The sequence below is a fragment of the Acinetobacter sp. YH12134 genome, from assembly GCF_013418555.1.
Classification (GTDB): domain Bacteria; phylum Pseudomonadota; class Gammaproteobacteria; order Pseudomonadales; family Moraxellaceae; genus Acinetobacter; species Acinetobacter indicus.
The window spans coordinates 144,545-170,831 of record NZ_VPBT01000003.1; the positions used below are offsets into that span (position 1 = coordinate 144,545).

Below are 26,287 nucleotides of genomic sequence, written 5' to 3' on the forward strand. Positions count from 1 at the left end.
AAACTATTTAATAAAAGCTATTAAATTAAAATTTTATTTTTCATAATTTTATTAAAAATAAAATGAATGGTGAATATTACAAAAAAATGGATAAAATTTCAACAATAAAGTAAAAATACCTTAACATGTAACACAATAAACCAAAAAAAAGAAACTTAAATCACAAATCCGTGCATAAGGGAAATTTAAGTATTCCAAAAGACAAAAATTTATATAGAGGTTTTCAAGTCAATGAATACACCAATCGTTATTGCTAAAAAAACCGCCGATACCACACAGGATATCGTGCTGCATTCTCAGCTTGCCAACCGTCATGGCCTGATTGCTGGGGCAACAGGTACCGGCAAGACCGTAACATTAAAGGTACTGGCAGAAAGTTTTTCCCGCATTGGTGTCCCAGTCTTTCTGGCCGATGCCAAAGGCGATGTTTCCAGTCTGGCGCAGGCTGGTTCCAGCAATCCCAAATTTGATGAACGGATTAAAAGCCTGGGTATTGACAGTATTCCCTTTGCTGCCTCGCCGGTGGTGTTCTGGGATTTATTTGGTGAACAGGGCCACCCGATTCGCACCACCATCTCCGAAATCGGACCGCTACTGCTAGCCCGGATGCTGAATTTAAATGACACCCAGGAAGGTGTACTGTCGGCAGTGTTTCGGATTGCCGATGATCAGGGCCTCCTGCTGATTGACTTTAAAGACCTGAAAGCCATGCTCAGCTATGTCAGCGAACATGCGGCAGAGTTAAAGGCCGACTATGGCAATTTATCTCCAGCCAGTCTGGGCGCGATTCAGCGCAATTTACTGGCACTGGCCGATCAGGGCGGTGATCTGTTTTTTGGCGAGCCCAGCCTGAATATTCTGGATTTCATGCAGACCGATGCCCAGGGACACGGCAACATCAACCTGCTGGCTGCAGACAAGTTGATGCACACCCCGAAACTGTATGCGACCTTTTTATTGTGGATGCTATCAGAGCTGTTTGAACAGTTGCCGGAGGTCGGTGATATGGACAAACCCAAACTGGTGTTCTTCTTTGATGAAGCGCATTTACTGTTTGACAATGCCAGCCCGGCCCTACAGGCGAAAATTGAGCAGGTGGTCCGCCTGATTCGCTCCAAAGGCGTTGGAATTTATTTTGTCACCCAGAATCCGCTGGATTTGCCTGAAAGTGTACTGGGACAGCTCGGCAACCGGGTGCAACACGCCTTACGCGCCTTTACCCCCAAAGATCAGAAAGCGGTCAAAACCGCGGCAGCAACTTTCCGTGCCAATCCGGAATTTCAGGTGGAACAGGCCATTACCGAACTGGCCGTCGGTGAAGCTTTAATTAGCTGTCTGGATGAACAAGGCACGCCGCAGATTGTAGAGCGCGGCTGGGTGATGCCACCCTACTCCTCGTTTAGCCCGATTAGCCCTGAACAGCGCAAGGCACTGATGAGCCAGAGTATTGTCGCCGATGTATATGAGCAGAGTCTGGACCGGGACAGTGCCTATGAAATGCTGCAACAGAAAGTAGCGGAACGCCAGCAACAGGCTGAACAGGCCGCGCTAGAACAGCAACGCGCCAAAGAACAGGAAGCTTTAGCCAAGCAGCAAGCCAAAGAACAGGCTGCTTTGGCCAAACAGCAGGCGCGGGAACAGGAACGTCTGGCCCGCGAACAGCAAAAAGAAGCTGAACGCGCTGCACGACAGCGTGAAAAGCTGACTCAGGATATTGTCGGCACCTTTGCCAAGAGTGCAGCCCGAACCTTAGGCGGCAGCACCGGACAGAAAATTGTCCGCGGATTATTAGGCTCCCTGTTTGGCCGAAAATAATCAAAAAACCGATAGGAACAGCTTTCATTATGGGATATTTTTATATCCCATAATTTTTTTATGGTTTTTTTAAAAACAGTGCTTGCACTGGCGCTTTATAAAATGTATTTTAAATACATCTTATAAATAACCAGCCATGAGAGATCAGCCATGACTCCACAGCAAATTGACCTTGTAAAAGCAACTGTTCCTGTTCTACGTGAAAATGGTGTGGCCCTGACCAGCTATTTCTATAACCGCATGTTGGGGAATAATCCGGACCTTAAAGAAACCTTTAACCTGGGTCATCAACGCAGTGGTGCGCAGGCGCAGGCACTGGCAGGTGCGGTACTGGCCTATGCAGAAAATATTGAAGATCCATCAGTACTGGCGCCAGTAATTGAACTGGTCGCACACAAGCATGTCAGTCTGAATATTCAGGCCCCGGACTATAATATTGTCGGTGAAAACCTGCTGCACTCCATCAGCGAAGTGCTGAACATTTCCATGGATGATCCACTGATTGATGCCTGGGCCGCCGCGTATGGCCAGCTTGCAGAAGTGTTCATTAATACCGAACGTGCCATTTACGAGCAGCATCAGCAAACTCAAGGCAGCTGGTTAGGCTGGCGTAATTTCAAAATCGCCAAGAAAGTGGTAGAAAGCGACGAAATTACCTCGTTCTACTTTGAACCGGTCGATGGTGGTGCCTTACCAAAATATGAAGCCGGCCAATACATTTCAGTACGTGTTTTTGTCCCTGAACTGGACCTGAAACAACCACGTCAATACACGCTGTCAACCAGCCCGCAGCAAGACTACTTACGTATTTCAGTGAAACGCGAACCGGGTAATGGCGCCGACAAGATTGCAGGCTGGGTATCTAATGCGCTGCATCAGCTGCCAGAAGGTGCAGAACTTGAAATTTCAGCACCAACCGGAAACTTCTACCTGATCGACAGCAACAAACGTAATGTGTTCATTAGTGGCGGTGTTGGCTTAACCCCAATGATTGCGATGCTGAACCAGCTGGTGACTTTAGATGTGCCACAACCGGTGACTTTCATTCATGCTTGCCGCAGCAAACAGGTACATGCCATGAAACAGCATATTCAGGACATCAAGGCGAAGTATCCACGTATTCATACCTTTACAGCCTATGAATTCCCGAATACCGAAGATGTGTTAGGTCAGGATTATGATGTGGCCGGTCGTCTGGACCTGAGCACCATGGATGCTGCCTTGTTACCGGAAAATGCTGATTACTACCTGTGTGGCCCAATGCCATTCATGGCCGAGCAGCAAAAAGCCTTACTGGCACGTGGTATTAAAGCCGAACAGATTCACAGTGAAGCGTTTGGTACGGGTGGTGTACGTCACTAAAACCCCACACGTGTAAAACATAGGAGGGCTAGTCTGCTTATGGTAGACTAGCCTTCTTGTATTTCAACTTTGAAAAATATTTGTGCGATCATGCAATTAAATAAATTCACCGACTATGCATTACGTATTCTGCTGTATATCTCCCCACCGCGAGATCTGCCGTATACGATTGCGGAAATTGCGCAGGATTTGCATGTTTCCCAAAACCATCTGGTTAAAATTGTGCATTTCATGGGCAAACAGGAATGGCTGATTACCACCCGTGGTAAAGGGGGCGGCCTGCGTTTAAATCCGGATGCACGGGCACTGAAGCTGGGCCAGATCGTGCGTATTCTACAACGTGAAACCCAGATTGTGGAATGTAATACCCCGCCGTGCGTGCTGCGCAGCCGCTGTGGCTTAAAAGGCATTTTAGATCAGGCGCTGGAACAGTTTTATCAGAGTCTGGACCAGTACACCCTGTCCGACGTGTTAGATACTCCTGCACCGGCACAGTGGAGCACACAATCGCCAATTCAGCTGATCAATCTCTGAGTTAGATAACTTTTGCACACGGCTACAGCAAAGTTCGCGTGTCTGCGCGAGTTGATCTATAATACCGCTTTGTAAAAGCAGTGATGAAGTTAAGTTATGCACCATAGCAGAGGAAAATCGAAAAACACTAAGGCCGCTAATGCGCCGAAGCAAAAGATTAGCTATGAGAAAAAGGCTGATCCTGCGATTACCGAATATGCCGTTCGTGCCCTGAACTGGCTACGTAAAGCCGAATTCCTGATGAGTGCGCCAAAGCTGAATCTCTGTGTAGAAGATAGCGGCTATGAGGTGGCCTTTGCCGGACGTTCCAATGCTGGCAAATCCAGTGCGATTAATGCCCTAACCAACCAGAAACAGCTGGCACGTGCCTCGAAAAAACCGGGCCGTACCCAGATGATCAACTTCTTTAGTCTGGGCAATCCAGAGCAGCGTCTGGTCGATTTACCGGGTTATGGCTATGCCGCAGTACCTGAATCAATGAAAATTGTCTGGCAAAAAGAGCTGGAAAACTACCTGATTCATCGCAAGAGCTTACAGGGTCTGGTGTTGCTGATGGATATTCGCCATCCGCTGCAGCATTTTGATGTGATGATGCTGGAATGGGCTTATTCCCGTCATCTGTTTGTACATGTTTTGCTGACCAAATCCGACAAGCTGAATCGTGGCCCGGCCAATAAAGTCCTGCTGGAAGTGAAACAGCAACTGAAAAAGATGAAGCTGGATTTCTCGATTCAACTGTTCTCCTCGCTCAATCGTCAGGGTCTGGAAGAACTGGCCAGTGTAATGGCCGGTCGTCTGAACTTTACCCTGGAACAATCGCAGCAGTTTGATCTGGCCAGCATTCCGGAAGCCACGGCAGATGAACTGGAAGCAGAAGAGCTGCCGGATACAGAAGCTGTTGAACAGCTGACTGAAACGGCCGCCAAAGAGCCATAAGCTTTACATCGGCTTAATCCTGTCCGACAATAATTTACATCTATTGATATTGGAATGTCCCCTATTGCTAGTTTCAATGGGGGATATTTTTTTCATACTCATGCTGAGCATAATTTGAACCGCATCACATTTTAGAGGTGCAATACAGCATGAAAAAACTCCTCTCACGTTTTCGCCGCGCCGCCCGTGGCTCATCCATTGGCTACTTTATTCAACCGCGTAAAGTCCGCTTTGAATGGCAGGACACCCCCATCGACTGGATTCCGCAGCAGCCTTTTGCCAGTTATTTTATTAATGAAATTAACATGATTCTGCCGGCCGGCGAGTTCTGGTTTTGCCGGCTGTACAACAAGGTTTTGCCGCAGATTCAGGATGAAAAACTGAAACAGGATGTGCAGGCCTTTATCCGCCAGGAAGCCATGCACGCCCAGGCGCACAACTCGGCCAACAAGGATTATTTAACTGAACGCCAGATTGATATTCAGCGCAATATCAGTCTGATGAACGGGCTGTTTAACCAGTTACTGGCTGATCGGCCTTTAGGTCTGCAATTGCCGCAGTGGAGCGAACGGCACTGGGATCTGTTCCGTTTAGGTATTGTTGCTACGGTAGAACACATGACCTGCGTGCTGGGTAAATATGCGCTGTATAACCGCGAATGGCAGCGTCAGGGTGCCGACCCGGCCATGCTGGATCTGGTCAAATGGCACGGCGCAGAAGAAATCGAGCATCGCACCGTGGCCTTTGACCTGTATCGGCATTTGGGTGGCAGTTATCTGGCCCGTTATTATCTGAGCCTGCTGGTGATTGCCGGGGTAATTGGTCTTTGGGTTGATGGCGCGGCGCATATTATGCGTCAGGACCCACGTTATGCATCAATCCGGCCAGCCCTGTATAAACCGTGGATCTGGCGGGAATGGTACCGCACTGCACAGGCCAATAACGGCTTATTGCCCTCACCATTCTGGCTGGTATCACAACAGTTGGGTTATTTAATGCCGTGGTATGACCCGCTGCATGAAGCCAAAACCGAAGATGCGCTGGCCTATCTGCAAGCCTCCCCGGCGGCACAGCGCGCCCAACTTAAAGTCGCGTAAAGCGTCCACTTGGTGCAGAATTGCAGAGATACAATTGCCCGACACAGGCAGCACTGTGTCAAGCCAGATTTCCGCTAAGATAAAAATTGGACTTGAACGAAAAGGCAGGAACAATGCGCGCATCTTTGAGTGTGATCACGCTGGCTGTGCGGGATTTAGACGCAGCTTTGCGCTTTTATCAGCAAGGTTTGGGCTGGCAGAGTGAGGGTATCGTCGGGCAGGAATTTGAACAGGGCGCAGTGGCGTTTATCACGCTGGATTCAGGCCTGACACTGGCACTGTGGCCGCAGACTGCCTTGGCGCAGGATAGCGGCCTGCCCCTGAGCCGTTTTTGCCCGACCCAAATCAGTCTGGGGCATAATGTGCATAGTCCGCTGGACGTAGATCAGGTGATGCAGCAGGCCGAGCGTGCCGGTGCCACCATTGTCAAACCGGCACAGGCCACCTTTTATGGTGGTTATGCCGGTTATTTTCAGGACCCCGATGGCCATCTTTGGGAAGTGGTCTGGAATCCGTGCTGGGAAGATGCTCAGGATTGAGTGGTGATCTCATCGTCGCGGGTATAGCGGTCAACCACTACACTAATCATCATATCACCCTGGACATTGACCACGGTACGTACGGTATCCAGCAAACGGTCAATCGGCAGTAAAATGGCAATTGCTTCTGCCGGCAGACCGACCGATTGCAGCACCATAATCATGGTGACCATGCCGGCACTTGGAATTCCCGGCGCGCCCAACGAGGCAATCATGGCGGTGGCGCAAACCACCAGCTGCTGGCCCAAGGTCAAATCCAGCCCCATTAAATTGGCAATAAACAGCGCCGCAGCGGCTTCATATAAGGCTGTGCCATCCATATTCAGCTGTGTCCCCAGCGGAATTACAAAGCCAGCTGTTTGCGGGCGCACCTTCAGGTTTTCCTGGGCACATTTCATCGAAAGCGGCATGGTGGCCGAGCTGGAACTGGTGGCAAATGCAGTAATTAAAGCAGCGCGCGTTCCTTTAAAGAAGGTCACCGGATTCATTTTTCCAAACAGCCATAGCAGTAGCGGCAGTACCACCAGACCATGAAAAATGGTGGTGCCGGTTACCACTACGGCAAACTCAGCCAGACGGCTGAGCACGGTCACATCTTCGGTGGCAATCAGCTTGGCCAGCAGGGCAAAAATCCCCAGCGGTGCCAGTTTCATTACCCAGCCGATCATCAGCATCATGATGTCAAAAAACTGATGGCTGAGCCGGCGCACGGTCCGGAACTGCTCACCGCCTTTGACCAGCGCCACCCCGACAAATAAGGCAAACACCACCACCGCCAGCACATTGCCCTCGGCAAAGGCCTTAAACGGATTAATCAGGGTGTTTTGAATAAAATTGGTGAAGAAGGATGACGGCGTTAAGGTATCTGGCGTCTGATGCTGGCTCATCGCGTCCTGGAATAAACGCACATCTACGCCTTTACCGACTTCAAACAGATGCGCACAGGCCAGCCCTAAAATGAGCGCCAATGTGGTGGTGGTCACACAGCACAATAAGGTAATTTTCCAGACCCGGCTCAGCTGGCCAGAAGCCTGCAGGTTGGATACCCCGACCACAATCGAACTGAAAATCAGGGGAATCAGCAGCATTTTCAGCAGGCCGATAAAAATACTGCTGGCAATACTCAGGCCATATAAACTGCCGTCATAAAATGCGCTGCCCGGCAACAGGTTCAACAAAAACCCGAATAGAACCCCTAAAATTGCGGCCACCAGAATTTGTGTATTTAAGCTCATGGGTGCATATATTGTGATGTCATCTTGCTTGGCACTATGCCATGCGAGCTGCGCTGAATCGAGCATTATTTTGTCAAAAGCAAATCCAGCTCAGGAAAAAAGCCCGATGCCTGAAAAACTGGCATAAGATGTGCTTTATCAGTGCATTACTCTGTTTTTAAGACTAAAAGAGCAACCTCATGAAAAAACTCGCCCTTATTCTTGCACTCATTTGTAGCACTACGCAGGTTTTTGCCCATTCTTCGGGCAACAGCAAGGCACAAGGCTGCCATAAACATGCACCAAGCGATTTGCCGCATTGCCATTGACGGCAGGATAAAAAAAGCCGAATCAGTTGATTCGGCTTTTTTATTGAGGTGAGCTTACTGGGTTTCAATTTCGCGTAAGCGAATTAAACCTTCCTGCGTGGTGCTACAGACCAGCTCGCCGTTTTGCCACATACGGCCAAAGTTCAGGCCACGCGAACTGTTACTGATGGTGGCTTCCATGTCATACAGCATCCAGTCATCGACCCGGAATGGCTTATGGAAATACATGGCATGGTCGATACTGGCACATTGCAAACTTGGCGACAGATAACTCAAGCCATGCGGACGCAGCGCGGTGGTCATCAGGGTAAAGTCTGAATAAAAGGCAGCAATGGCCTGATGCAGGGCAATTTCATCCTGCTCCGCTGCAATCGGACTATGCGTACGGATATAGTGCGCATAAGACGGTGCTTCCGGCTGCGGCTGAAACGGATTACTTGGATTCACCGGACGGATTTCCACATGCCGGTCACGGGTAAAGCTGGCACGAACGTTTTTCGGAATAAACTCGACAATGCTCTGTACCAGTTCTGCTTCATTTTTTAACTGTTCCGGTGCCGGATATTCAGGCTCGGAAATCTGGTAATTCAGCCCTTCTTCTGGCGCAGCAAACGATACCATACACATAAAGATGGTCCGGCCATGCTGGATGGCTCGCACCTGACGGCTAACAAAGCTCTTGCCTTCACGAATCCGGTCCACTTCATAAATAATCGGTGCGTTGACATCGCCACCAAACAGGAAGTAGGCATGTAAGGAATGCGCCGGACGGTCGGTGGTATACGAGGCCGCACGCAGTGCCTGGCCCAGCACCTGTCCACCGAACACGCGCTTACCGACCAGATTGCGGCTGATGCCTCGGTAGATATTTTCTTCAAGTTTTTCCAGGCTAAGCAGTTCAACCAGTTCCTGAGTCAGTGCATTCATGCGGGGAAACCTATGTCGGGATATTTAAAAATCAAAGCAAGCAAAATAGAAACAGCTCAATCTTGCCTATTTTGCCATATTTGTTGACCAAAACACTAAAGTTTAACTGACTGCCCTGTCACGGCTCCCGTATAATGCGCCGCACTAAAAATACGATTTTTAACGATAAAATTGAGCACTAAAGATAGAATTTGTCAGAAAATGTCAGGCTATTTTTCGCTACAATTAGATTTATTATTTTTTCCCTCAGATAATCTGCGGTACTGGTCATTGATTTAGGAGTTGGTATGTCCAAGAGTGGTTTTGGTCAAATTTATCGTCAGCTTTCAAGCAAACTGCTTGATCTGGTGGTAACCCCGCATGTACTGGGCGAGGTTCCTGCCGAAGCAGCAGCGACAGACCATTCAGAACAGCCGACTCAAAAAATTGTCTGCTATGTGTTGCAGAACCATTCCCGCAGCAATGCCCTGGTCCTTGATGGTGAAACACGCCGCTTAAAGCTGCCGCCCGCATTAGACCCGATGCAGATTGGCCAGCATAAGGAAAAAGCTTCGATTCTGTTTTTACAGCACTATGATGAAAACAATCTGCTGAATCCGCCGCCGCACGCCTTTCCGCCGCGTTTACTACGCCTGATTGAACTGCTGGAACAGCACCCTGAACTGGATATTGAGCTGATTCCAGTCACCGTTCTCTGGGGCCGCGCGCCAGATAAAGAAGATTCCTGGCTCAAACTACTCCTGACCGATACCTGGGCCACGCCGGGCACCGTCAAGCAACTGGTCAATATTGGCCTGCATGGTCGCCAATCCTATCTGGAATTTCATGAGGCACAGTCTTTAAGAGCGATGGTGCAGACCGCCAAGATGCAGGCACCAAACCTGTCGCCAGCAACCTGTATTATTAATACCTTAAATAATTATTTAGACAGCCAGCGCGAAGTGGTATTAGGCCCGGATTTATCGGACCGCCGTAACGTCATGCACAGCCTGATTAAAGCGCCGGATGTACAAGAAGCCATTCGCCGCGAAAGCATCCGCAGTAAAATCAGCATGATTGAAGCCGAGCGTCGTGCCATTGGCTATTTAAATGAAATCGTGTCGGACTATTCCTATGCCGCCATCCGCTTTGCTGAAACGGCGCTAACCCGTTTATGGACCCAGCTCTATGATGGCGTCGAGGTGCATAATTTCAGCACCGTGCGTGAACTGGCCAAAGACTACGAAATTATTTATACCCCGTGCCATCGCAGTCATATCGACTATTTATTGCTGTCTTATGTGATTTATAAACGCGGCATGATGGTGCCGTACATTGCCGCTGGCGATAATCTGAACATGCCCTTTGTCGGTCAGTTATTACGTGGTGGCGGGGCTTTCTTTATTCGCCGGACTTTCCGTGGCAATGGCCTGTACACCACCGTATTTAAGGAATATCTGTACAGCATTCTGTCACGCAACACGCCGCTGGAATACTTTATTGAAGGCGGCCGTTCACGTACCGGCCGCTTGTTGCCACCAAAAACCGGTATGCTGGCCATGACCGTACATGGACATTTACGTGGCCGCGCCAAACCGATTGCCTTTGTGCCAACCTATATTGGCTATGAACGCCTGATGGAAGGTTCGACCTATGTCGGTGAAATGCAGGGTAAACCGAAAGAGGCCGAATCCATTGTCGGTATTCTGAAAACCTTGAGAAAAATCGAGCGTATTTTTGGCAAGGTGCATGTGAATTTTGGCGAGCCAGTGTTTTTAGATGACATGCTAAAACAGCATGGCGCCGAGCAGATCAGTATCGAAAAAAATGACGATCCGATTCCGCAGGAAGTATCCGATGCGGTAAACAGCTCGGCCTATGCGATTCTGGAAAACATTAACCGCGCCGTGGTAATTAACCCGGTATCGCTGTTATCGCTGATTTTGCTGGGCACGCCAAAACATACCTTAGATGAAGCGATCTGTATCAAGCAGCTGGATACCTATCGTGACCTGCTTACTGCCCTGCCTTACGATGAGCGCACCCACATCACCCCGCTTTCAGGTAAGGAAATTATTGCCTACGGTCTGAAGCTGAAACTGATCAAACGTGTACAACACGTTCTGGGCGATATTATTGCCATTGAAGACAATCAGGCGGTGTTGCTGACCTACTTCCGCAACAATATTCTGCATGCCTTTGTCCTGCCATCTCTGGTAGCGGCACTGGTTGAGCACAATGGTTCAATCAAGCGTGGCGATTTAATTAATGTAATTCGCACGCTGTATCCGTTCCTGAAAGCCGAGCTGTTCCTGAAATGGAATGAAGCAGAACTGAAACAGCAAATCTGTGCCTATGCTGATGGCCTAATTCAGGCCAAGCTGATTAGTGAAGATGCTGAAGGGAATCTGCTTTCTCCGGCACCGAACAGTGAAGATCATAACCAGTTGGTAGTATTGGCTGCGCCGGTAATGCAAAGTCTGGAACGCTACTACATGACCCTGGCGCTGATTACCCAGCGTGGTTCGGGCAATATTTCCGCCCGTCAGGTTGAAGAACTGAGCCATCTGGTGGGTCAGCGTTTATCGGTGCTGTATGAGTTCAACTCACCGGAATTCTTCGATAAGGCCCTGTTCCAGAGCTTTATTAAAGTGCTGACCCAGCAAGGCTATATCAGCACCAACAGCGACAATGCCATTGTCTTTGATGAGAACTTTAGCAATGTGGCGCAGTATGCCAATCTGGTGCTGGATGATGTAACCCTGCAAATGCTGCAACACATCACCACCTTTAGCGATGAAGAACTGAAAGATGCACTAGATGCACTAGCCGCACAGCAAGCCAAACGTCGCTTAAAACGTAAAAAGAAATAAAAAAACCGTCCATAACCCGTATCTTTGCCTTCGTGCAAAGGTGCGGGAAATATCAGCCATCCTCAATAAAATTAAAAATTCTTAGTTCACATCCGCTTGCTGTAACAGGGCCAGATAATCCTGAAAACAGTCATCATGCTGTAACTTAAAACCACTGTCCTGCATCCGTTTCGGTCGAATCCGCTTGCCGGTTTCGTACTCGCTGGTCAGGGTTAATAACGGCCGATGTAGCTGCTGCTGAAACCATTGCACCACTTCATGCAGCAGTTGCGGCTGACCATTACTGACAATATAACTCTCCTGCAGATGTTCCACGTGAATCATCTGTGCCAGAAAACGCGCCAGATCATCAATATGAATCCGGTTAGACCAGTGCCGGTTTGGATATTCAGTGAGCGTGTGCGCCAGCTTGACCATCCTTGCGATTGAGCTGCCATAAATACCGCTGGGCCGGATAATGGTGCAACGCTCCGAATAAGCGCTTAAATAGGCCTGCTCCATCTTGAGCAGAATGTCTGCCTGTGCATCTGGCGGCTGAAGCAGTGTGGTATCCTCAATCCATTCCCCGGCATTTTGTCCATACACCCGGGTCGATGACACCACCACCATACGACGCACCGGATGCGCTGCCAGCGCCGTTACAATTGGTTGCACCGAATCCAGATAGGTCTGCTGATAGGCCTCCGGCGTGCTCTGGCCCGGACTGAGCAGCACATAGACCCAGTCAATGGGCGTCAGCCGGCTTAAATCCAGCTGCTGCACATCCTGAATCAGATGCGTTGCATGGTCATCACTTTTCCGGCTGCGGCTAATTGTGGTAATTTGGTGGCCAGCTTGAAATAGTTGTTTAGCCACACGTGCAGATGTTTTACCATAACCGATAAATAAAATATGCATAACCCACTTGCTCATTACCATTGTTGAGGGGACATGGCCGCAGTCCATCAATTACAAGGCGTTGGCGCTGCTGCTGCCGCGTTACTGGAAAAACTGAATATTTTCACGACAGATGACCTACTGTTTCATCTGCCGCGTGATTATGAAGATCGTAGCACGATCATTCCGATGAACCAATTGAACGTCGGCCGCAGCTATTTACTGGAAGGCATTGTCAAAGGGGTCGATTTCCCACCCGGCAAACGCAAGTCGATGGCAATTCTGCTGGATGATGACAGCGCCAAAGTCACCTTACGTTTTTATCATATTTATAAAGGCCTAACCGACCGTGCTAAAGTCGGCAACCGCCTGCGCGTGTTTGGTGAAGTCCGGGTCGGCGCACGTGGTCTGGAAATGTATCATCCGGAAATCCAGCTGATCAGCGAGCATACTCCGCTACCGAAAACCCAGCTCACGGCGATTTATCCAAGCACCGAAGGGCTGACCCAGTCCAAACTGCGCGACTATGTCAAACAGGCGCTGAAACAGCACAGTGATGATCTGCCGGAACTGTTGCCGGAAAAATTTACCAACGGCTATGCACTGAAACAGGCGCTGGAATATATCCATGAACCGCCAACCAGTGCCAATATGCTGCAGCTTGGTCAGGGTTCGCATCCGGCCCAGCAGCGGCTGATTTTTGAGGAACTGGTGGCACATCAGGTCAGTTTATTGACCCGCCGCGCTTATATTCAGCAGATTGAAGCGCCAGCTTTTGCACCCAGCCAATATCTGGCCAAGCAGTTACTGGCCGGCTTACCGTTTAGCATGACCGGCGCACAAAAACGAGTGTCCAAGGAAATTATCCAGGACCTGAAACAAAACAAGCCGATGCTGCGGCTGGTACAAGGTGATGTCGGCGCCGGCAAAACGCTGGTGGCGGCGGTGGCGGCCTGTCATGCACTGGAAGAAGGCTGGCAGGTGGCGCTGATGGCACCAACTGAAATTCTAGCCGAACAACATTATTTAAACTTTAAACGCTGGTTTGAACCTTTGGGACTAACCGTATCCTGGCTCTCTGGCAAACAGAAAGGCAAGGCCCGCGCCAGCGCCGAACAGATTATTCAGGATGGCAGCGCCCAGCTGGTGGTCGGCACCCATGCGCTGTTTCAGGACAATGTCGAATTTGCCAAGCTGGGACTGGTGATTATTGATGAGCAGCACCGCTTTGGGGTCGATCAGCGGCTGGCCTTAAGAAACAAGGGCCTGAATCACATGACTCCGCATCAGCTGGTGATGACCGCCACCCCAATTCCACGTACGCTGGCGATGTCCGCCTATGGCGATCTGGATACTTCCATTATTGATGAGCTGCCGCCGGGCCGTACCCCGATTCAGACTGTGACCATTCCACTGGACCGGCGCGAGCAGGTATTACAGCGTATTGCCAGCAACTGTGCCGAAGGCAAACAGGCCTATTGGGTCTGCACCCTGGTCGAACAGTCAGAAACGTTGGATGCGCAAGCTGCCGAAGCGACTTTTGCTGAAATCAAGGAACGCTTTCCGGAACTGAATATTGGTCTGGTGCATGGCAAAATGAAGGCTGATGACAAACAGGCGGTGATGCAGCAGTTTAAAGACAACCAGCTACAATTGCTGATTGCCACCACCGTGATTGAAGTCGGCGTCGATGTCCCGAATGCTTCAATTATGGTGATTGAAAATGCCGAGCGTTTAGGGCTGTCGCAATTGCATCAGCTGCGTGGCCGGGTCGGTCGGGGCGCCAAAGCCAGTTTCTGTGCCCTGCTGTATAAGCATCCGCTGTCGCAAAACGGCCAGGAACGGCTGCGGATTTTAAGAGAAAGCAATGATGGCTTTGTGATTGCCGAAAAAGATCTGGAACTGCGCGGCCCCGGGGAGTTGCTGGGCACCAAACAAACCGGCGATATGGGCTTTCGGGTGGCCAAGCTGGAACGCGATGATCATCTGCTGAATCAGGCACATTATGTGGCCCAGCAGATGCTGAAAGATTATCCCGAGCAGGCCGAGGCCCTGCTCAAACGCTGGCTGCCGGAAGCACCACGTTATGCCTATGTTTAAGCTGCTGGCGCATAGCCGTACGCTATTACAAAAATTACTGCCCTGCCAGCTCTGTGGCAGTGCGGCCCAGCAGCAGTACCGGGTCTGTGCAGATTGCTTGCAGCAACTGCCATGGTTAAAAGCAAACGTCTACCGGCAGGAAACCGAGATTCAGGTGGCCTGTCATTATCGTTATCCAGTCGACCGGATGATTCAGCAATTCAAATATGAGCAGCAACTGCATTATCAGCCTTTACTGGCGGGCAGCCTGTGTGAATTGACCTATCCACGGGTACAGGCCATTGTCCCGATGCCGGTGGCAGCCGAGCGACTGGCAGAGCGCGGTTATCACCATACCCTGCTGCTGGCTCAGGTCCTGGCACGTCATTTACAGCTACCAATCTGGCAACCGGTTGTACGGCGCCATCAACACAGTCAAAAAGGCTTAAGCCGCTTGGAACGACTGGAAAATCTGGACCAGCAATTCCAGCTACGGCCCGATGCCGGCCGGCCTTATCGCCGGGTATTAATTGTTGATGATGTGGTCACCACCGGCAGCTCGATTCGTGCACTGAAACAGCAGCTGGAGCAACTTGGCTGTCACAAGGTCTATGCGGTGTGTATTGCCAGTGCCGACGGATAAATCATTTCAAAAAGACAGCCAGCCTTAAGCCGACTGTAACAGCTGCTGTTTCACCCAGGGAATCACCACTTCTGTGGTTAACGGTGCCAGACGTGTCGTCTTATCCTCCAGTTCAATCCATTTCATTTCCGCAATTTCTGCCTGAACCTGCGGGTCCTGATCGAGCTGCACATAATAGACATAACTGACCAGACGATGATCCGGCTCATTGGCTGTAGCGGTTTCAAAACGGCCAACAAACTGTTTAATCTGGGCCTGACAGCCAATTTCCTCCGCAATTTCCCGGCAGATGGTCTGCTCCGGTGGCTCATTGCTTTCCAGCTTGCCACCAACCTGCATAAAGCATTGGGTGTGCTGTTTGCGTACCAGCAGCAATTGCTGCTGCTCATTCAGAATAATGGCCGCAGCTACGGTAATGGTGTTCATATTTATTTCACCAAGGCCTGACGGTCAGCCATGCCCCATTTCGGTTCAGGTGCCTGAAAACGTTCAAACTGGCTTAAAATCTCATCCATAGAATCGGACACAATTAATGCCTCGGTAAAACGTGCATGGGTAAAGCCCTTGTCAGTGGTCATGCGAATAAAGCGCAGCAGATCATCATAAAAACCTTCAACATTTAAAAAGGCATTCGGTTTTAAATGAATTCCCAGCTGGGCCCAGGTCCACTGCTCAAAAATTTCTTCCAGCGTACCGGCACCGCCCGGCATGGCAATAAAGGCATCGGACAGTTCTGACATTTTGGTTTTACGCTCATGCATATTCTTCACCACATGCAGCTCGGTTAAACCGGGATGGGCCAGCTCGCGATCAACCAGTGGCTCCGGAATCACGCCAATTACGGCACCACCGGCCTGCAAGGCACTGTCTGCGACCACACCCATTAACCCGGAGCGACCACCACCATAGACCAGGGTTTTGCCCTGTTTTGCAATCGTTTGCCCGACCAGCTGCGCCGTGTCCACAAAAACCGCATCGGAACCTAAAGCCGAGCCACAGAAGACTGCAATTGAATTTGTCATTTTTTCACCATGTTCAGCGGCTATGATGCCGCAAATATACCCTTGAGCTGGTTTTTTAAATAAATTAGCACTTCAAACAGTGTTTTTAATCAAATCCTTGTCTAAAATACACCCATCAATAAAACCCATACTGCGCAAGGGAGAAAAGACTAATGCTTGAAGCCTTTTACGCCACAGAGCGCGGTAGTCTGGAAGACGCCACCATTAACGGCGGCTTCGACCTGCATCCAGAACTGGTCTGGATTGACCTGATCGCCCCTTCACAAGAAGAACAACAGTGGGTCATGGACGCCTACCGGCAGGATTTACCCACCTTAAAGTCCCTGGAAGACATTTCCTCATCTGCCCGATTTTACCGTGATGATGATGGGGTTTTACACATTAGCACCTATTTTTTAACGAAAAATAAAAACTATCAGGTCGATGATGAATCGGAAGAAAATTCCAGCATTCTCGCCACGGTACAAACCGTTGCCTTTATTTTAAACCGGGACCGTCTGCTAACCCTGCGCGGTGAAAAACTGGTGGCCTTTCGTGCCTTTCGTGCCCGTGCACGGCGCAATGATTATGAAATTGATTATAAAGACCCGACCTGGGTGCTGCTCGGTCTGCTAGAAGCCAAGCTGGATGAGCTTGCGGATATCTTGGAAGATATCCACAAGGACCTGGAAAAATACTCTACCGAAGTGCTGAATAACCGCCACCGGGAAATGATTTTAGACCTCGATGACATGATTACCCGGCTGGCTCAACTGGAAGATATGCTTGGAAAAGCCCAGCTCTGTCTGATTGATTTACGCCGTGTGCTGACCTTTTTAGCGCGTCCACGTGCCTTGGGCAGTCATATTTATGATGCCGATATCCGTGAACTGAGTGAAGATGTACGCTCGCTGGTCGAACACGACGCCTTCCTGTTCCAGAAAGTGCGCTTCCTACTCGATACTACTTCGGGCTTCATTAATACCGAACAGAATGACACCATCCGTCGCTTCTCGATTTTACCAAGTATGCTGGCACCGCCAATGCTGGTGGCCAGTGTTTATGGCATGAACACCGACGTACTGCCTTTTGCCAAAGGCACCACCAGTTTTATTATTGTCAGTATTATCCTGATTGGCTTCTTTATCGGGCCGCTGATTTACTTCAGATGGAAGAAATGGATTTAATGCGACACGTCCTCTCTCCCTGAGGGAGAGAGTTAGAGAGGGCTGGTTTCGCTAATCTTCTATCCCTCCTCACCTCCCTTGAGTCAAGCGAGAAACTTAATGCCATAAAAAAGCACCTCGGTTGAGGTGCTTTTTGTTTAAGCGCTGAGCTGTAAATCATCCTGCAAATGACAGGATTGAATAATCTTCATCATTTTTTCCGGGACAGCTTTAAAGACCAGCCCTTGCGCATCCGGGGTCTGTCTTAACCAGCGCACCAGCACAGCCAAAGCCAGGGTACTGCCCTGCTCAAGTCCGGCCAGATTCACAACCACCGGGGCAGGCTGCTGTTGAATCAGCTGCAAGCCCTGCTGGTAATACTGCTCGGCATTGTTAAAGTCAATTTTCCCGGAAACCCGCAGTTCCTGATTTACATATTCAATCACAGCACGTCCTATTATTTTTTATCAACCGCAGCTTCTGCATCTGGTTTAAAGGTCGCAATCGCCTTATCAATATTGCCGCCATTACGTTTGACGTTGGCTGCAAACTGGTTACGGAACTGCAGGCCTAAATCAATCCCGGATACGTTGATGTTACGGATTTTCCACTGATTGCCTTTATCGACCAGCTGGAACGATACCGGAATTTTCTCGCCTTTGTTATTAAAGTCGATGGTCACTACCGGGTTCTTGCTGTTGCTGGCTTTATACGGACGTAAGGTATAAGTCTGGTTGCTGAATTTCGCAAAGGCTGAACCATAGTTTTCAATCAGGGTTTCACGGAAATTCTTTTCAAACTGGGCACGCTGTGCAGCTGAACTGTACTGATTGGTCGCATAGGTTCCCATCACAATACGGGTAAAGGCTTGCGAATCGATATACGGATCAAGGTTCTGACGCACAATGGTTTTCACCAAGGCCGGATTATTTTGCAGTTTGGCATGATCGGCTTTTAAACGCGAAATCAGGCCATCCGCCACTTTCTTGATAAATGCGGGAGGAGTTTCGGTTGGTGCAGCAAATGCACTACCTGCCACCAGCGTGGCCAAAACACTTGCGGTCAAGGTTTGTTTGAACAATGTCTTCACTAAAATTTCTCCTCTCAATTACTCAACAAATGACACTTCTGCATCTGTTGTTTCAGCGGATGTCTCATCTGCCGGGTTATCGGATGATGACTTGTTGCCTGCGCCACCGGTCACAAACTTGGTCACAAGGTCTTCAATTTCCATGGTGCTTTGGGTATTACTGATTTGATCACCACGTTTTAAATAATTCAGACCACCACCCGGTACAATCTTCAGGTACTTCTCACCCAAAAGACCATTGGTTGCTACCATTATGTAAGCATCTTCATCGATATTGGTGATGGAGGTCATGTTGTCCAATAGTTGCTTTTCCATTGCTTTTTGTTGCGCAGAATCGGCTTCGCTGTATTCGCTGCTGTAACGCAACTCTTCCAGGGCATATTGTTGCACCTGTTGTAACTGTTCCTGATTAAAGGTGGTCAGCTCACCATCCAGAATCATGGTCACAGTGGCCAGACGCGTCACCGGGTCTAAAGTAATAGATTCGACCTGCCCGACTTTAACCCCGCTTAAAGCCACTTTGGCACGTGGTTTAATCCCGTTAATATTGTCAAACGTTGCAGTCATGGAATAACTGTCCTGAATGGTGGTGCCCACCAGACCACTGACCCGCATCGCCAGGAAGAATAAAGCAATACCAAACAGAATGACAAAAACACCGACGGCCAGCTCACTAGTACGTGATTTCATTAAACACCTCCGAACATGACCGCAGTCAATACGAAATCAAAACCTAAAACACAAAGCGATGAATACACCACGGTACGCGTGGTAGATGTCGCGATACCTTCAGACGTAGGCTCGCAGGCATAGCCTTGGTAGACCGCAATCCAGGTACAAATTAATGCAAAAACAAAACTTTTAATAATGGTGCCGTTAAAGATATCTTTATAGAACTGTACGGTGCTTTCCATACCGCTCCAGTAAGAGCCTTCATCGGCGCCTAAAAAATCTACCCCAACGAATTTACCACCCATAATCCCGACTGCCGCAAAAATCACGGATAGCATCGGCAAGCTGAAAATACCGGCCCATAAACGCGGCGAGATGACCCGCTTTAAAGGATCGACCCCGATCATTTCCATACTGGACAACTGTTCGGTGGCTTTCATCAGGCCAATTTCAGCAGTTAAAGCAGAACCGGCACGGCCAGCAAATAACAGGGCCGCAACCACCGGTGCCAGTTCACGCAGCAAGGTTAAGGCCACAGCAGTACCCAGCATGGCTTCACTGCCGAAGGTCACCAGAATGCTGTACATTTGCAGGCCCAGCACCGCCCCAATAAATAAACCCGACACCACAATAATCAGCAGTGACATCACCCCGACGCGGTACATCTGGTAAATAAACAGTTTCACGCCAATCCAGGTTGGCATTGAAAATAAAATCTGGAGCAGCATTAATGTGGCAACGCCTATACCACGTACCCGCTCAATCACACGGCGTCCTAATGCAGCAATCGCATTCATGCTGAATGCACCTCATGACTTAAATAGGGTTGATGGCTAAACTGATAGTCGACCGGGCCTTCAACTGAACCGGTTAAGAACTGACGTACAAAAGGCGAGGCATGCTGTTTTAATTGTTCTGGAGTGCCTTCACCCTGCACTTTCCCTTCCGCCACCACATAAATATAGTCGGCAATGGAGAGGGTTTCGGCCACATCATGCGACACAATAATGGTGGTTAAATCCAGCGCCTCACGCAATGAACGGATTAAACGAGTCAACACGCCCATTACAATCGGGTCCTGACCAGCAAAAGGTTCATCGTACATAATCAGTTCCGGGTCCAGCGCAATGGCACGCGCCAAAGCGACACGACGGTTCATCCCGCCAGACAGTTCAGATGGCATGAGCTGCTCGGCGCCACGCAAACCCACCGATTCCAGCTTTAAAGCCACCAGTTCAGCAATAAGATGTTCGGGTAAACGGGTATGCGCACGAATCGGGAAGGCCACGTTTTCATAAACCGTCATATCGGTAAACAAGGCACCGCTTTGAAACAGCATGCCCATTCGCGCCCGTGCTGCAAACAGCTCCTGACGTGACATTTTCCCGATATTCTTGCCATCGAGCAGCACTTCACCCTGATCCGGAGTGAGCTGCCCGCCAATTAAACGCAGCAAGGTGGTTTTACCCGTGCCTGACGGTCCCATAATTGCAGTAATCTGCCCACGTCGAATTTTTAAGCTGACATTGTCGTAAATGACCCGCTCCCCTCGTTTAAAGCTCAGGTGATTGACTTCAATCAGTGCTGGCGCCTGTAGAGGTATCTGATTATTCATAGCTGAGGATTTTCCTGCATTTTTTCAGCATGCATACTATAAAGGATTGGAGAACAAATTGTTATCTATGAAATTCTTTTAAACTGTGTACAAGTTGTACAATTTTATTATGGTCTAATTTGAGTTTAGAAACAAAGAGATGCAGCTTAGGCAAAAGTTCTGTAAATAAAAAAGATGAGGTTACAGAGCAGCAAAACCAAAAAAATATATGGCATAAGCACCTCTTTCATAGATGACACACCGGGCAGTTTGTGCGAATGATAATGAGACATCGCTTAATATATTCTTAAATAAACTTGAACCAGTATACATTTTCCTCATCAAAATTCAAATTTTCTCGCATAAAAAACCGGTGCAAGCACCGGTTTTCTGAATTCGCTCAGTTCAACTTAGTCGTTGAATTTACGACGACGGTCACCACCTTCACGGCGTGGACGGTCGCTGTTGAACTCGCGACGTGGACGATCTTCACCGAATGAACGCGCTGGACGGTCGCCAAAATCACGCTTAGGACGGTCACCGAAAGCACCTTCACGACGTGGTTTGTAGTCTACGCGGTTGCCACGGTTGTCATCATTGCTGTCAAAACGTGGACGCTCGTTGAAACCACCTTCGCGACGCGGACGGTCACTGTTGAATTCACGGCGTGGACGATCATCGAAAGAACGTTGTGGACGGTCACCAAAGCCACCTTCACGACGTGGACGGTCGCTGTTGAATTCGCGACGTGGACGGTCATCGAAAGAACGCTGTGGACGGTCGCCAAAGCCACCTTCACGACGCGGACGATCGCTGTTGAATTCACGACGTGGACGGTCTTCACCAAATGGACGCTCGCCACGTGGTTTGTCGTCGAAGCTGCGACGTGGACGGTCATCACCGCCTTCACGACGTTTGAAGTTGCTTTCGCCTTCAAAACGACGGCCACCGCCGAAACCACCACGGCCACCGCGACCACCGTCACGTTTACCACCACGACCGCCGTCACGACGTGGACGTGCTGGAGGTGGAGATGGCTCTAAACCTTCAATTTCAGATACTTCTAAACGTGCATCTAAGTAATCTTCAAGCGCACGAATTTTACCGCGTTCACGGTAAGTCGCCAAAGTAATGGCTTTACCAGTACGACCGGCACGACCAGTACGGCCAATACGGTGTACATAGTCTTCGTTCTTCATTGGCAGACCGAAGTTAATCACGTGAGAAATAGTCGGTACGTCCAGACCACGCGCTGCAACGTCAGTTGCAACTAAAATCTTGGCACGACCTTCACGAATGCTGCGTAAACGGCGGTTACGAACGGTTTGTGGCATTGCACCATGCAGCGCAACAACTGAGTGACCTGCTTCAGCCAGTTCTTCAGCCAGCATATCGGTATCTTCTTGGGTAGAAGCGAATACAACGGCCTGATCAAGATCCTGTTCGCTCAACCAGTGCGTCAACAGTTTTTTCTTGTGCTCGAAGCCATCAGTCCAGTGTAAAGTCTGAGTAATGTCCGTATTGGTAGAGTGACCGGTTTCGATCGCAATACGTTCTGGCTCATTCATCATACGTTCAGCAAGCGTGATGATACGTGGTGCAAATGTCGCAGAGAACATTAAAGTCTGTTCGCGGTTTGCAGCCAAATCACTGATTGCTTCCAGATCTTCAGAGAAACCCAGGTCCAGCATACGGTCAGCTTCGTCAACGATTAACGCATTAACTTTGTCGAGTTTGATTTGACGACGGTTCACAAGGTCAAGTAGACGACCTGGCGTCGCTACAACCACTTGTGCACCTTTTAACTGTTGAATTTGTTTACCAAAAGGCATACCACCCATGATCGCAGCAATACGAACACCTTTCATGTGACGTACAAATGCAATCGCGTCCTGGCTCACCTGTTGAGCAAGTTCACGTGTTGGGCAAAGTACCAGAATAGATGGCTGAGTAATGGCTTTCATACGTTCTTTAAACGGAACGAATGTGTCCTGGTTTGCAAGTGCGTTCAGCGTTGGGAGAAGGAACGCTGCAGTTTTACCCGAACCGGTTTGGCTTGATACAAGAAGATCTTTACCTTCTAATGCCGCAGGAATTGACTGTTCCTGTACAGGCGTAGGCGCAGTAAAGCCAAGAGCGTCTAACGCTTGTTGTAAAGTTTCGTGTAGAGGAAAATCAGCAAAAGTTTTGCTCATAGAGTATTTCACCCGAGAATTGGGTGCTCCATAATAATAAAGTCAAATGGACATCGGCAAAAAGCGGCACAGCATTGAACGCTGAAAATTTAAGAATTCAGCGGCGATCCGAGTAACGACGATGTTGATATAACGCACGCATGATTACGGCTTAACCTGAAGGAATCGCTTTAGCGATTGGGGCGCGAGATATCGTCCTCTCTTTGGACCGCACGCGCATACACAATGATTAGAAGAGAAATGTTCAGGTAATGAACGGAAATTAAGTGCGTGGGCGGATTATAGCAGGATTATTTTAAAAGTCATCTAATTTAATCAACTTTTGCGTTAATTTCTGTACCAGTCGTTAAACTTGAATTAAATCAAGCACAAATAACAGGCAAAAAAAAACAGCCCGACTGGGCGGGCTGTTTTTTAAGGCTTGGGAGCAAGCCTTGTCATTTCACTCAATGCGTCTATTATTTTGCCGCGTCGCCCCAGGCAGGTACTACTGCCTTCATTAAAGGCTTCAGCATTTTCATAGAACACGCAAGTACCTGACCATTGTCCATAGAATCGCTGCCACCACGTGCATCCACTACAGTACCACCAGCTTCTTTGACGATTAACTCGCCCGCTGCGATATCCCACGGTTTTAGGCCCAGCTCGAAATAGCCATCTAAACGGCCAGCTGCCACATAAGCCAGATCCAGCGCAGCAGAACCTGCACGGCGATATTGCGCACCAGCTTCAGTCACGTTCAATAATGATTCGAAATGGTTTTTGGCATACGACACCACTTCACCATTACGTTTGGCGCGGTAAGCATGACCCACAGCCAGGAACGTATTCTCCAGGCTGTCTTTAACATTCACGCGGATACGGCGCTGATTAAGCATGGCACCACGACCACGGCTGGCAGAGAACAATTCGTCTTTGACTGGATCATAGATCACGCCGTGCTGAGTCACGCCTTTGTGCTGAACAGCAATAGAGATACAGAAATGCGGAAAACCGTTGATGAAGTTAAGCGTACCGTCTAAAGGATCGATCACCCAGCACCAATCGGCGTCATGACCTTTACCTTCTTGCAGACCGAACTCTTCACCCAAGAAACTGTGATTTTTATAGCTTTTACGTAGGGTATCGATGGTCAACTGTTCCAGGTAACGGTCAACACGCGTTACTGGACCATCAATTCCTTTTTCTTCGACTTGTAGATCGAGTTTATGACGATTCTGATGCGCTTTTAAAAGCTCTTGACCAACTGTTTGAGCCGCACGCGCAGCCATCACCACCATAGGTTCCATTGAACACCCACTACAAATTTGAAGATACTGATAAAGAATAATGCATAAAAGCCCCAACATTTTAGCAAATATTGGGGCTTTTGGGGAATAAATGTTTCTAAAATTTATTGGTTCAGGATGAAACGCTCTCGGTCAGCTTGTTCCAGGCCTGGGTCATGGCCTGCTCGATACCGGCGGCATCAAGACCGGCCTGCTGCAACATCTGGCTATGTGTGGCCTGTTGCATAAAGCTGTCATCCAGGCCTAAGTGAATAATAGGCTTGACCAGCTGAGCCTTGGCCAGATATTCACTGACGGCACTGCCCGCGCCGCCCATCACTGCATGTTCTTCTACGGTTACAAACAGCTGGGTGTTTTCAGCCAGGCGTTCAATCATGGCTTCATCCAGCGGTTTCACAAAACGCATGTTCACCACTTGCACGGCAATGTCATGCCGGGCTGCAAATGCCTGTGCTGCTTCAATGGCCGGATAGACCCGGCTACCAAAGGCCAAAATGGCAATCTGCTCATCCGACTGTTCATTAAAACGCGCCACAATTTCTGCCTGACCGATCTCCATCAGGTTCAATTGCTGCTGAATTTCGACTCCAACGCCATTACCACGTGGATAACGCACCGCTGCCGGCCCCGGATAATGATAAGCCGTGTGTAGCATCTGGCGGCATTCATTTTCATCTTTCGGCGCCATGATCACCATATTCGGTACGGTGCGCATGTAGGCATAGTCATAGGCTCCGGCATGGGTTGGACCATCTTCACCGACCAGACCGGCCCGGTCGATACCGAAGGTGACATCCAGATTTTGCAGCGCCACATCATGAATCAGCTGATCATAACCACGTTGCAGGAAAGTCGAATAAATCGCGACCACCGGTTTTAAACCTTCACAGGCCATTCCGGCCGCCAAGGTCACGGCATGCTGTTCAGCAATGGCTACGTCAAAGAAACGCTCCGGATATTGCTTGGCAAACTGCACCATGCCCGAACCTTCGCACATGGCCGGAGTAATCGCCAGCAGGCGTGAATCTTGTGCAGCTTCATCAGATAGCCATTGGCCAAAAACATCGGAATATTTAGGTGCCGCTGCTGCAGACGCGCTGCTGTTGATTTTACTAATTGCGTGATATTTAATCTGGTCCGCTTCTGCCGGGGCAAAGCCTTTGCCCTTTTTGGTATAAACGTGGATTAAACGCGGGCCTTTACGCTTTTTCAGTGCCTGGAATACATTGACCAGCTGATCAACATCATGACCATCAAAAGGACCAAAATAATCAAAACCAATCGCTTTAAATAAATTATCAGCCGCATCGGTTGCAGCACAATGCAAACGTGAGGTGTAGTTCCACTCGGGATGTGGCTGGATATAGGCCTCGCCAGCAGCATCAATATGCACGCTTTCGCCGCGCTGCCACAGCGCCGCCAGATGTTTGGCAAAACCACCGGTGCTGCAGGAAATTGACATATCATTGTCGTTTAAAATGACCATTAAATCGGCCTGATGCGCCACCGCATCATTCATGGCTTCAAAGGCCATGCCGGCGGTCATGGCACCATCACCAATAATTGCCACCACTTCACGCTGCTGCTGCTGATAACGGCTAGCCAGCGCCATGCCCAAACCGGCAGAAATCGCGGTGGATGAATGTCCGACGCCAAAGGTATCAAATTCAGATTCTTCACGGGCCGGAAACGCGGCCAGACCATCTTTGGCTCGAATGGTGGTCAGCTGTTCACGGCGTCCAGTTAAGGCTTTATGCGGATAAGCCTGATGACCGACATCCCAGATCAGACGGTCATGTGGCGTATTAAACGCATAATGCAAGGCCACAGTCAGTTCGATGACCCCTAAATTGGCACCGAAATGCCCGCCACTTTGCCCTGCTGCATACAAAATGAATTGACGTAACTCATCTGCCACTTGTGCTAACTGGCTTTGCGCGAGTAAACGTAATTGTTGTGGATGATCTATGCTATCCAGCAACGGTGTTACAGGGCGTTGAGTCGGTATTTCTGTATACAACATATGTGGCAAAGCCTTCTAAAGCCTGGCAAAACCTAAGCTAGGTCAAGGGGGAGT

The 26,287-nt window shown here is 49.3% G+C and carries 24 protein-coding genes; 11 read left to right on the forward strand and 13 right to left on the reverse strand.

Translation table 11 applies throughout. The features are described from left to right. Positions 1–231 precede the first annotated feature (231 nt). The 6 genes from FTU69_RS03660 to FTU69_RS03685 all read left to right on the forward strand — a co-directional run bounded on the left by FTU69_RS03660 (position 232) and on the right by FTU69_RS03685 (position 6,283). Entirely contained in the window at positions 232–1,815 is a 1,584-nt protein-coding gene (locus FTU69_RS03660) for a helicase HerA-like domain-containing protein (RefSeq protein ID WP_168381462.1), read from the forward strand. A 150-nt stretch (positions 1,816–1,965) separates the two neighbouring features. Beyond that, a complete protein-coding gene (gene hmpA / locus FTU69_RS03665) occupies positions 1,966–3,177 on the forward strand; it encodes an NO-inducible flavohemoprotein (protein ID WP_005180299.1) in 1,212 nt (403 codons plus the stop codon). A 90-nt stretch (positions 3,178–3,267) separates the two neighbouring features. Further along, positions 3,268–3,711 (forward strand): Rrf2 family transcriptional regulator, encoded by a 444-nt coding sequence (locus FTU69_RS03670; protein WP_160240938.1) that lies wholly within the window; start codon positions 3,268–3,270, stop codon positions 3,709–3,711. Positions 3,712–3,807: 96 nt separating this feature from the next. Next, the gene (gene yihA / locus FTU69_RS03675; RefSeq protein ID WP_005180304.1) at positions 3,808–4,647 is read left to right on the forward strand and encodes a ribosome biogenesis GTP-binding protein YihA/YsxC; all 840 of its coding nucleotides are present in this window, start codon (positions 3,808–3,810) and stop codon (positions 4,645–4,647) included. A 149-nt stretch (positions 4,648–4,796) separates the two neighbouring features. Beyond that, positions 4,797–5,744: a metal-dependent hydrolase gene (locus FTU69_RS03680; protein WP_163145401.1), complete on the forward strand. Its 948-nt coding sequence runs from the start codon at positions 4,797–4,799 to the stop codon at positions 5,742–5,744. Between the two features lie 113 nt (positions 5,745–5,857). Further along, positions 5,858–6,283: a VOC family protein gene (locus tag FTU69_RS03685; RefSeq protein WP_180103506.1), complete on the forward strand. Its 426-nt coding sequence runs from the start codon at positions 5,858–5,860 to the stop codon at positions 6,281–6,283. Here FTU69_RS03685 and FTU69_RS03690 read toward each other — a convergent pair. Beyond that, complete coding sequence (locus FTU69_RS03690; protein ID WP_163143406.1) at positions 6,274–7,518, reverse strand: dicarboxylate/amino acid:cation symporter; 1,245 nt, start codon at positions 7,516–7,518, stop codon at positions 6,274–6,276. The two genes, FTU69_RS03685 and FTU69_RS03690, sit on opposite strands and share 10 nt — an antisense overlap. Positions 7,519–7,697: 179 nt before the next feature. On the opposite strand from FTU69_RS03690, the gene FTU69_RS14750 reads away from it, so the two are divergent. Beyond that, positions 7,698–7,826 carry a YHYH domain-containing protein gene (locus FTU69_RS14750; protein ID WP_194087061.1) on the forward strand — a complete coding sequence of 43 codons (129 nt, stop codon included), beginning with the start codon at positions 7,698–7,700 and terminating at the stop codon, positions 7,824–7,826. Between the two features lie 54 nt (positions 7,827–7,880). Here the strand turns inward: FTU69_RS14750 and FTU69_RS03695 are convergent, their stop codons facing one another. Beyond that, positions 7,881–8,753: an acyl-CoA thioesterase II gene (locus FTU69_RS03695; RefSeq protein ID WP_005180310.1), complete on the reverse strand. Its 873-nt coding sequence runs from the start codon at positions 8,751–8,753 to the stop codon at positions 7,881–7,883. A 287-nt stretch (positions 8,754–9,040) separates the two neighbouring features. Here FTU69_RS03695 and plsB point away from each other — a divergent pair, with 287 nt between their 5' ends. Then, complete coding sequence (plsB, locus tag FTU69_RS03700; protein WP_104471558.1) at positions 9,041–11,605, forward strand: glycerol-3-phosphate 1-O-acyltransferase PlsB; 2,565 nt, start codon at positions 9,041–9,043, stop codon at positions 11,603–11,605. An 81-nt stretch (positions 11,606–11,686) separates the two neighbouring features. On the opposite strand, the gene FTU69_RS03705 is transcribed toward plsB, so the two are convergent. Further along, positions 11,687–12,502: an SDR family oxidoreductase gene (locus tag FTU69_RS03705; RefSeq protein ID WP_168390952.1), complete on the reverse strand. Its 816-nt coding sequence runs from the start codon at positions 12,500–12,502 to the stop codon at positions 11,687–11,689. Between the two features lie 33 nt (positions 12,503–12,535). Here FTU69_RS03705 and recG point away from each other — a divergent pair, with 33 nt between their 5' ends. After that, positions 12,536–14,581, forward strand: coding sequence for an ATP-dependent DNA helicase RecG (gene recG, locus FTU69_RS03710; RefSeq protein WP_168382141.1), 2,046 nt, complete (start codon positions 12,536–12,538; stop codon positions 14,579–14,581). Next, on the forward strand, positions 14,568–15,203 hold the full coding sequence (locus FTU69_RS03715) for a ComF family protein (RefSeq protein ID WP_180103507.1): 636 nt from the start codon (positions 14,568–14,570) through the stop codon (positions 15,201–15,203). The genes recG and FTU69_RS03715 overlap by 14 nt, the downstream gene beginning before the upstream one ends. A gap of 24 nt (positions 15,204–15,227) precedes the next feature. Here FTU69_RS03715 and FTU69_RS03720 read toward each other — a convergent pair whose 3' ends face one another. Next, positions 15,228–15,629: an NUDIX domain-containing protein gene (locus FTU69_RS03720; protein ID WP_127799309.1), complete on the reverse strand. Its 402-nt coding sequence runs from the start codon at positions 15,627–15,629 to the stop codon at positions 15,228–15,230. A 2-nt stretch (positions 15,630–15,631) separates the two neighbouring features. Next, positions 15,632–16,225 (reverse strand): TIGR00730 family Rossman fold protein, encoded by a 594-nt coding sequence (locus FTU69_RS03725; RefSeq protein ID WP_005180318.1) that lies wholly within the window; start codon positions 16,223–16,225, stop codon positions 15,632–15,634. A 152-nt stretch (positions 16,226–16,377) separates the two neighbouring features. Between FTU69_RS03725 and FTU69_RS03730 the strand changes: the two genes are divergently transcribed. Beyond that, entirely contained in the window at positions 16,378–17,391 is a 1,014-nt protein-coding gene (locus FTU69_RS03730; RefSeq protein ID WP_005180320.1) for a CorA family divalent cation transporter, read from the forward strand. Positions 17,392–17,528: 137 nt separating this feature from the next. Here FTU69_RS03730 and FTU69_RS03735 read toward each other — a convergent pair whose 3' ends face one another. The 8 genes from FTU69_RS03735 to dxs form a co-directional block, all read right to left on the reverse strand. Beyond that, entirely contained in the window at positions 17,529–17,816 is a 288-nt protein-coding gene (locus FTU69_RS03735) for an STAS domain-containing protein (RefSeq protein WP_005180321.1), read from the reverse strand. An 11-nt stretch (positions 17,817–17,827) separates the two neighbouring features. After that, entirely contained in the window at positions 17,828–18,460 is a 633-nt protein-coding gene (locus FTU69_RS03740) for a phospholipid-binding protein MlaC (RefSeq protein WP_005180322.1), read from the reverse strand. Positions 18,461–18,478: 18 nt separating this feature from the next. Next, a complete protein-coding gene (locus tag FTU69_RS03745) occupies positions 18,479–19,150 on the reverse strand; it encodes an outer membrane lipid asymmetry maintenance protein MlaD (protein WP_016658517.1) in 672 nt (223 codons plus the stop codon). Next, on the reverse strand, positions 19,150–19,929 hold the full coding sequence (gene mlaE / locus FTU69_RS03750) for a lipid asymmetry maintenance ABC transporter permease subunit MlaE (protein ID WP_005180328.1): 780 nt from the start codon (positions 19,927–19,929) through the stop codon (positions 19,150–19,152). Before mlaE ends, FTU69_RS03745 begins: the two co-directional genes overlap by 1 nt. After that, complete coding sequence (locus tag FTU69_RS03755) at positions 19,926–20,747, reverse strand: ABC transporter ATP-binding protein (RefSeq protein WP_180103508.1); 822 nt, start codon at positions 20,745–20,747, stop codon at positions 19,926–19,928. The genes mlaE and FTU69_RS03755 overlap by 4 nt, the downstream gene beginning before the upstream one ends. Positions 20,748–21,136: 389 nt before the next feature. After that, positions 21,137–22,921 (reverse strand): DEAD/DEAH box helicase, encoded by a 1,785-nt coding sequence (locus FTU69_RS03760; protein WP_005180331.1) that lies wholly within the window; start codon positions 22,919–22,921, stop codon positions 21,137–21,139. Between the two features lie 458 nt (positions 22,922–23,379). Further along, positions 23,380–24,210 (reverse strand): inositol monophosphatase family protein, encoded by an 831-nt coding sequence (locus tag FTU69_RS03765; protein ID WP_034597976.1) that lies wholly within the window; start codon positions 24,208–24,210, stop codon positions 23,380–23,382. Between the two features lie 112 nt (positions 24,211–24,322). Then, positions 24,323–26,233, reverse strand: coding sequence for a 1-deoxy-D-xylulose-5-phosphate synthase (gene dxs / locus FTU69_RS03770; protein WP_005180334.1), 1,911 nt, complete (start codon positions 26,231–26,233; stop codon positions 24,323–24,325). Positions 26,234–26,287: the final 54 nt, after the last annotated feature.

Excerpts from the sequence above, each read along its gene's own strand:
- FTU69_RS03660 (WP_168381462.1), top strand. The coding sequence starts at position 232 with ATGAATACACCAATCGTTATTGCTAAAAAAACCGCCGATACCACACAG.
- hmpA (WP_005180299.1), top strand. The coding sequence starts at position 1,966 with ATGACTCCACAGCAAATTGACCTTGTAAAAGCAACTGTTCCTGTTCTA.
- FTU69_RS03670 (WP_160240938.1), top strand. The coding sequence starts at position 3,268 with ATGCAATTAAATAAATTCACCGACTATGCATTACGTATTCTGCTGTAT.
- yihA (WP_005180304.1), top strand. The coding sequence starts at position 3,808 with ATGCACCATAGCAGAGGAAAATCGAAAAACACTAAGGCCGCTAATGCG.
- FTU69_RS03680 (WP_163145401.1), top strand. The coding sequence starts at position 4,797 with ATGAAAAAACTCCTCTCACGTTTTCGCCGCGCCGCCCGTGGCTCATCC.
- FTU69_RS03685 (WP_180103506.1), top strand. The coding sequence starts at position 5,858 with ATGCGCGCATCTTTGAGTGTGATCACGCTGGCTGTGCGGGATTTAGAC.
- FTU69_RS03690 (WP_163143406.1), bottom strand. The coding sequence starts at position 7,518 with ATGAGCTTAAATACACAAATTCTGGTGGCCGCAATTTTAGGGGTTCTA.
- FTU69_RS14750 (WP_194087061.1), top strand. The coding sequence starts at position 7,698 with ATGAAAAAACTCGCCCTTATTCTTGCACTCATTTGTAGCACTACGCAG.
- FTU69_RS03695 (WP_005180310.1), bottom strand. The coding sequence starts at position 8,753 with ATGAATGCACTGACTCAGGAACTGGTTGAACTGCTTAGCCTGGAAAAA.
- plsB (WP_104471558.1), top strand. The coding sequence starts at position 9,041 with ATGTCCAAGAGTGGTTTTGGTCAAATTTATCGTCAGCTTTCAAGCAAA.
- FTU69_RS03705 (WP_168390952.1), bottom strand. The coding sequence starts at position 12,502 with ATGCATATTTTATTTATCGGTTATGGTAAAACATCTGCACGTGTGGCT.
- recG (WP_168382141.1), top strand. The coding sequence starts at position 12,536 with ATGGCCGCAGTCCATCAATTACAAGGCGTTGGCGCTGCTGCTGCCGCG.
- FTU69_RS03715 (WP_180103507.1), top strand. The coding sequence starts at position 14,568 with ATGCCTATGTTTAAGCTGCTGGCGCATAGCCGTACGCTATTACAAAAA.
- FTU69_RS03720 (WP_127799309.1), bottom strand. The coding sequence starts at position 15,629 with ATGAACACCATTACCGTAGCTGCGGCCATTATTCTGAATGAGCAGCAG.
- FTU69_RS03725 (WP_005180318.1), bottom strand. The coding sequence starts at position 16,225 with ATGACAAATTCAATTGCAGTCTTCTGTGGCTCGGCTTTAGGTTCCGAT.
- FTU69_RS03730 (WP_005180320.1), top strand. The coding sequence starts at position 16,378 with ATGCTTGAAGCCTTTTACGCCACAGAGCGCGGTAGTCTGGAAGACGCC.
- FTU69_RS03745 (WP_016658517.1), bottom strand. The coding sequence starts at position 19,150 with ATGAAATCACGTACTAGTGAGCTGGCCGTCGGTGTTTTTGTCATTCTG.
- mlaE (WP_005180328.1), bottom strand. The coding sequence starts at position 19,929 with ATGAATGCGATTGCTGCATTAGGACGCCGTGTGATTGAGCGGGTACGT.
- FTU69_RS03755 (WP_180103508.1), bottom strand. The coding sequence starts at position 20,747 with ATGAATAATCAGATACCTCTACAGGCGCCAGCACTGATTGAAGTCAAT.
- FTU69_RS03760 (WP_005180331.1), bottom strand. The coding sequence starts at position 22,921 with ATGAGCAAAACTTTTGCTGATTTTCCTCTACACGAAACTTTACAACAA.
- FTU69_RS03765 (WP_034597976.1), bottom strand. The coding sequence starts at position 24,210 with ATGGAACCTATGGTGGTGATGGCTGCGCGTGCGGCTCAAACAGTTGGT.
- dxs (WP_005180334.1), bottom strand. The coding sequence starts at position 26,233 with ATGTTGTATACAGAAATACCGACTCAACGCCCTGTAACACCGTTGCTG.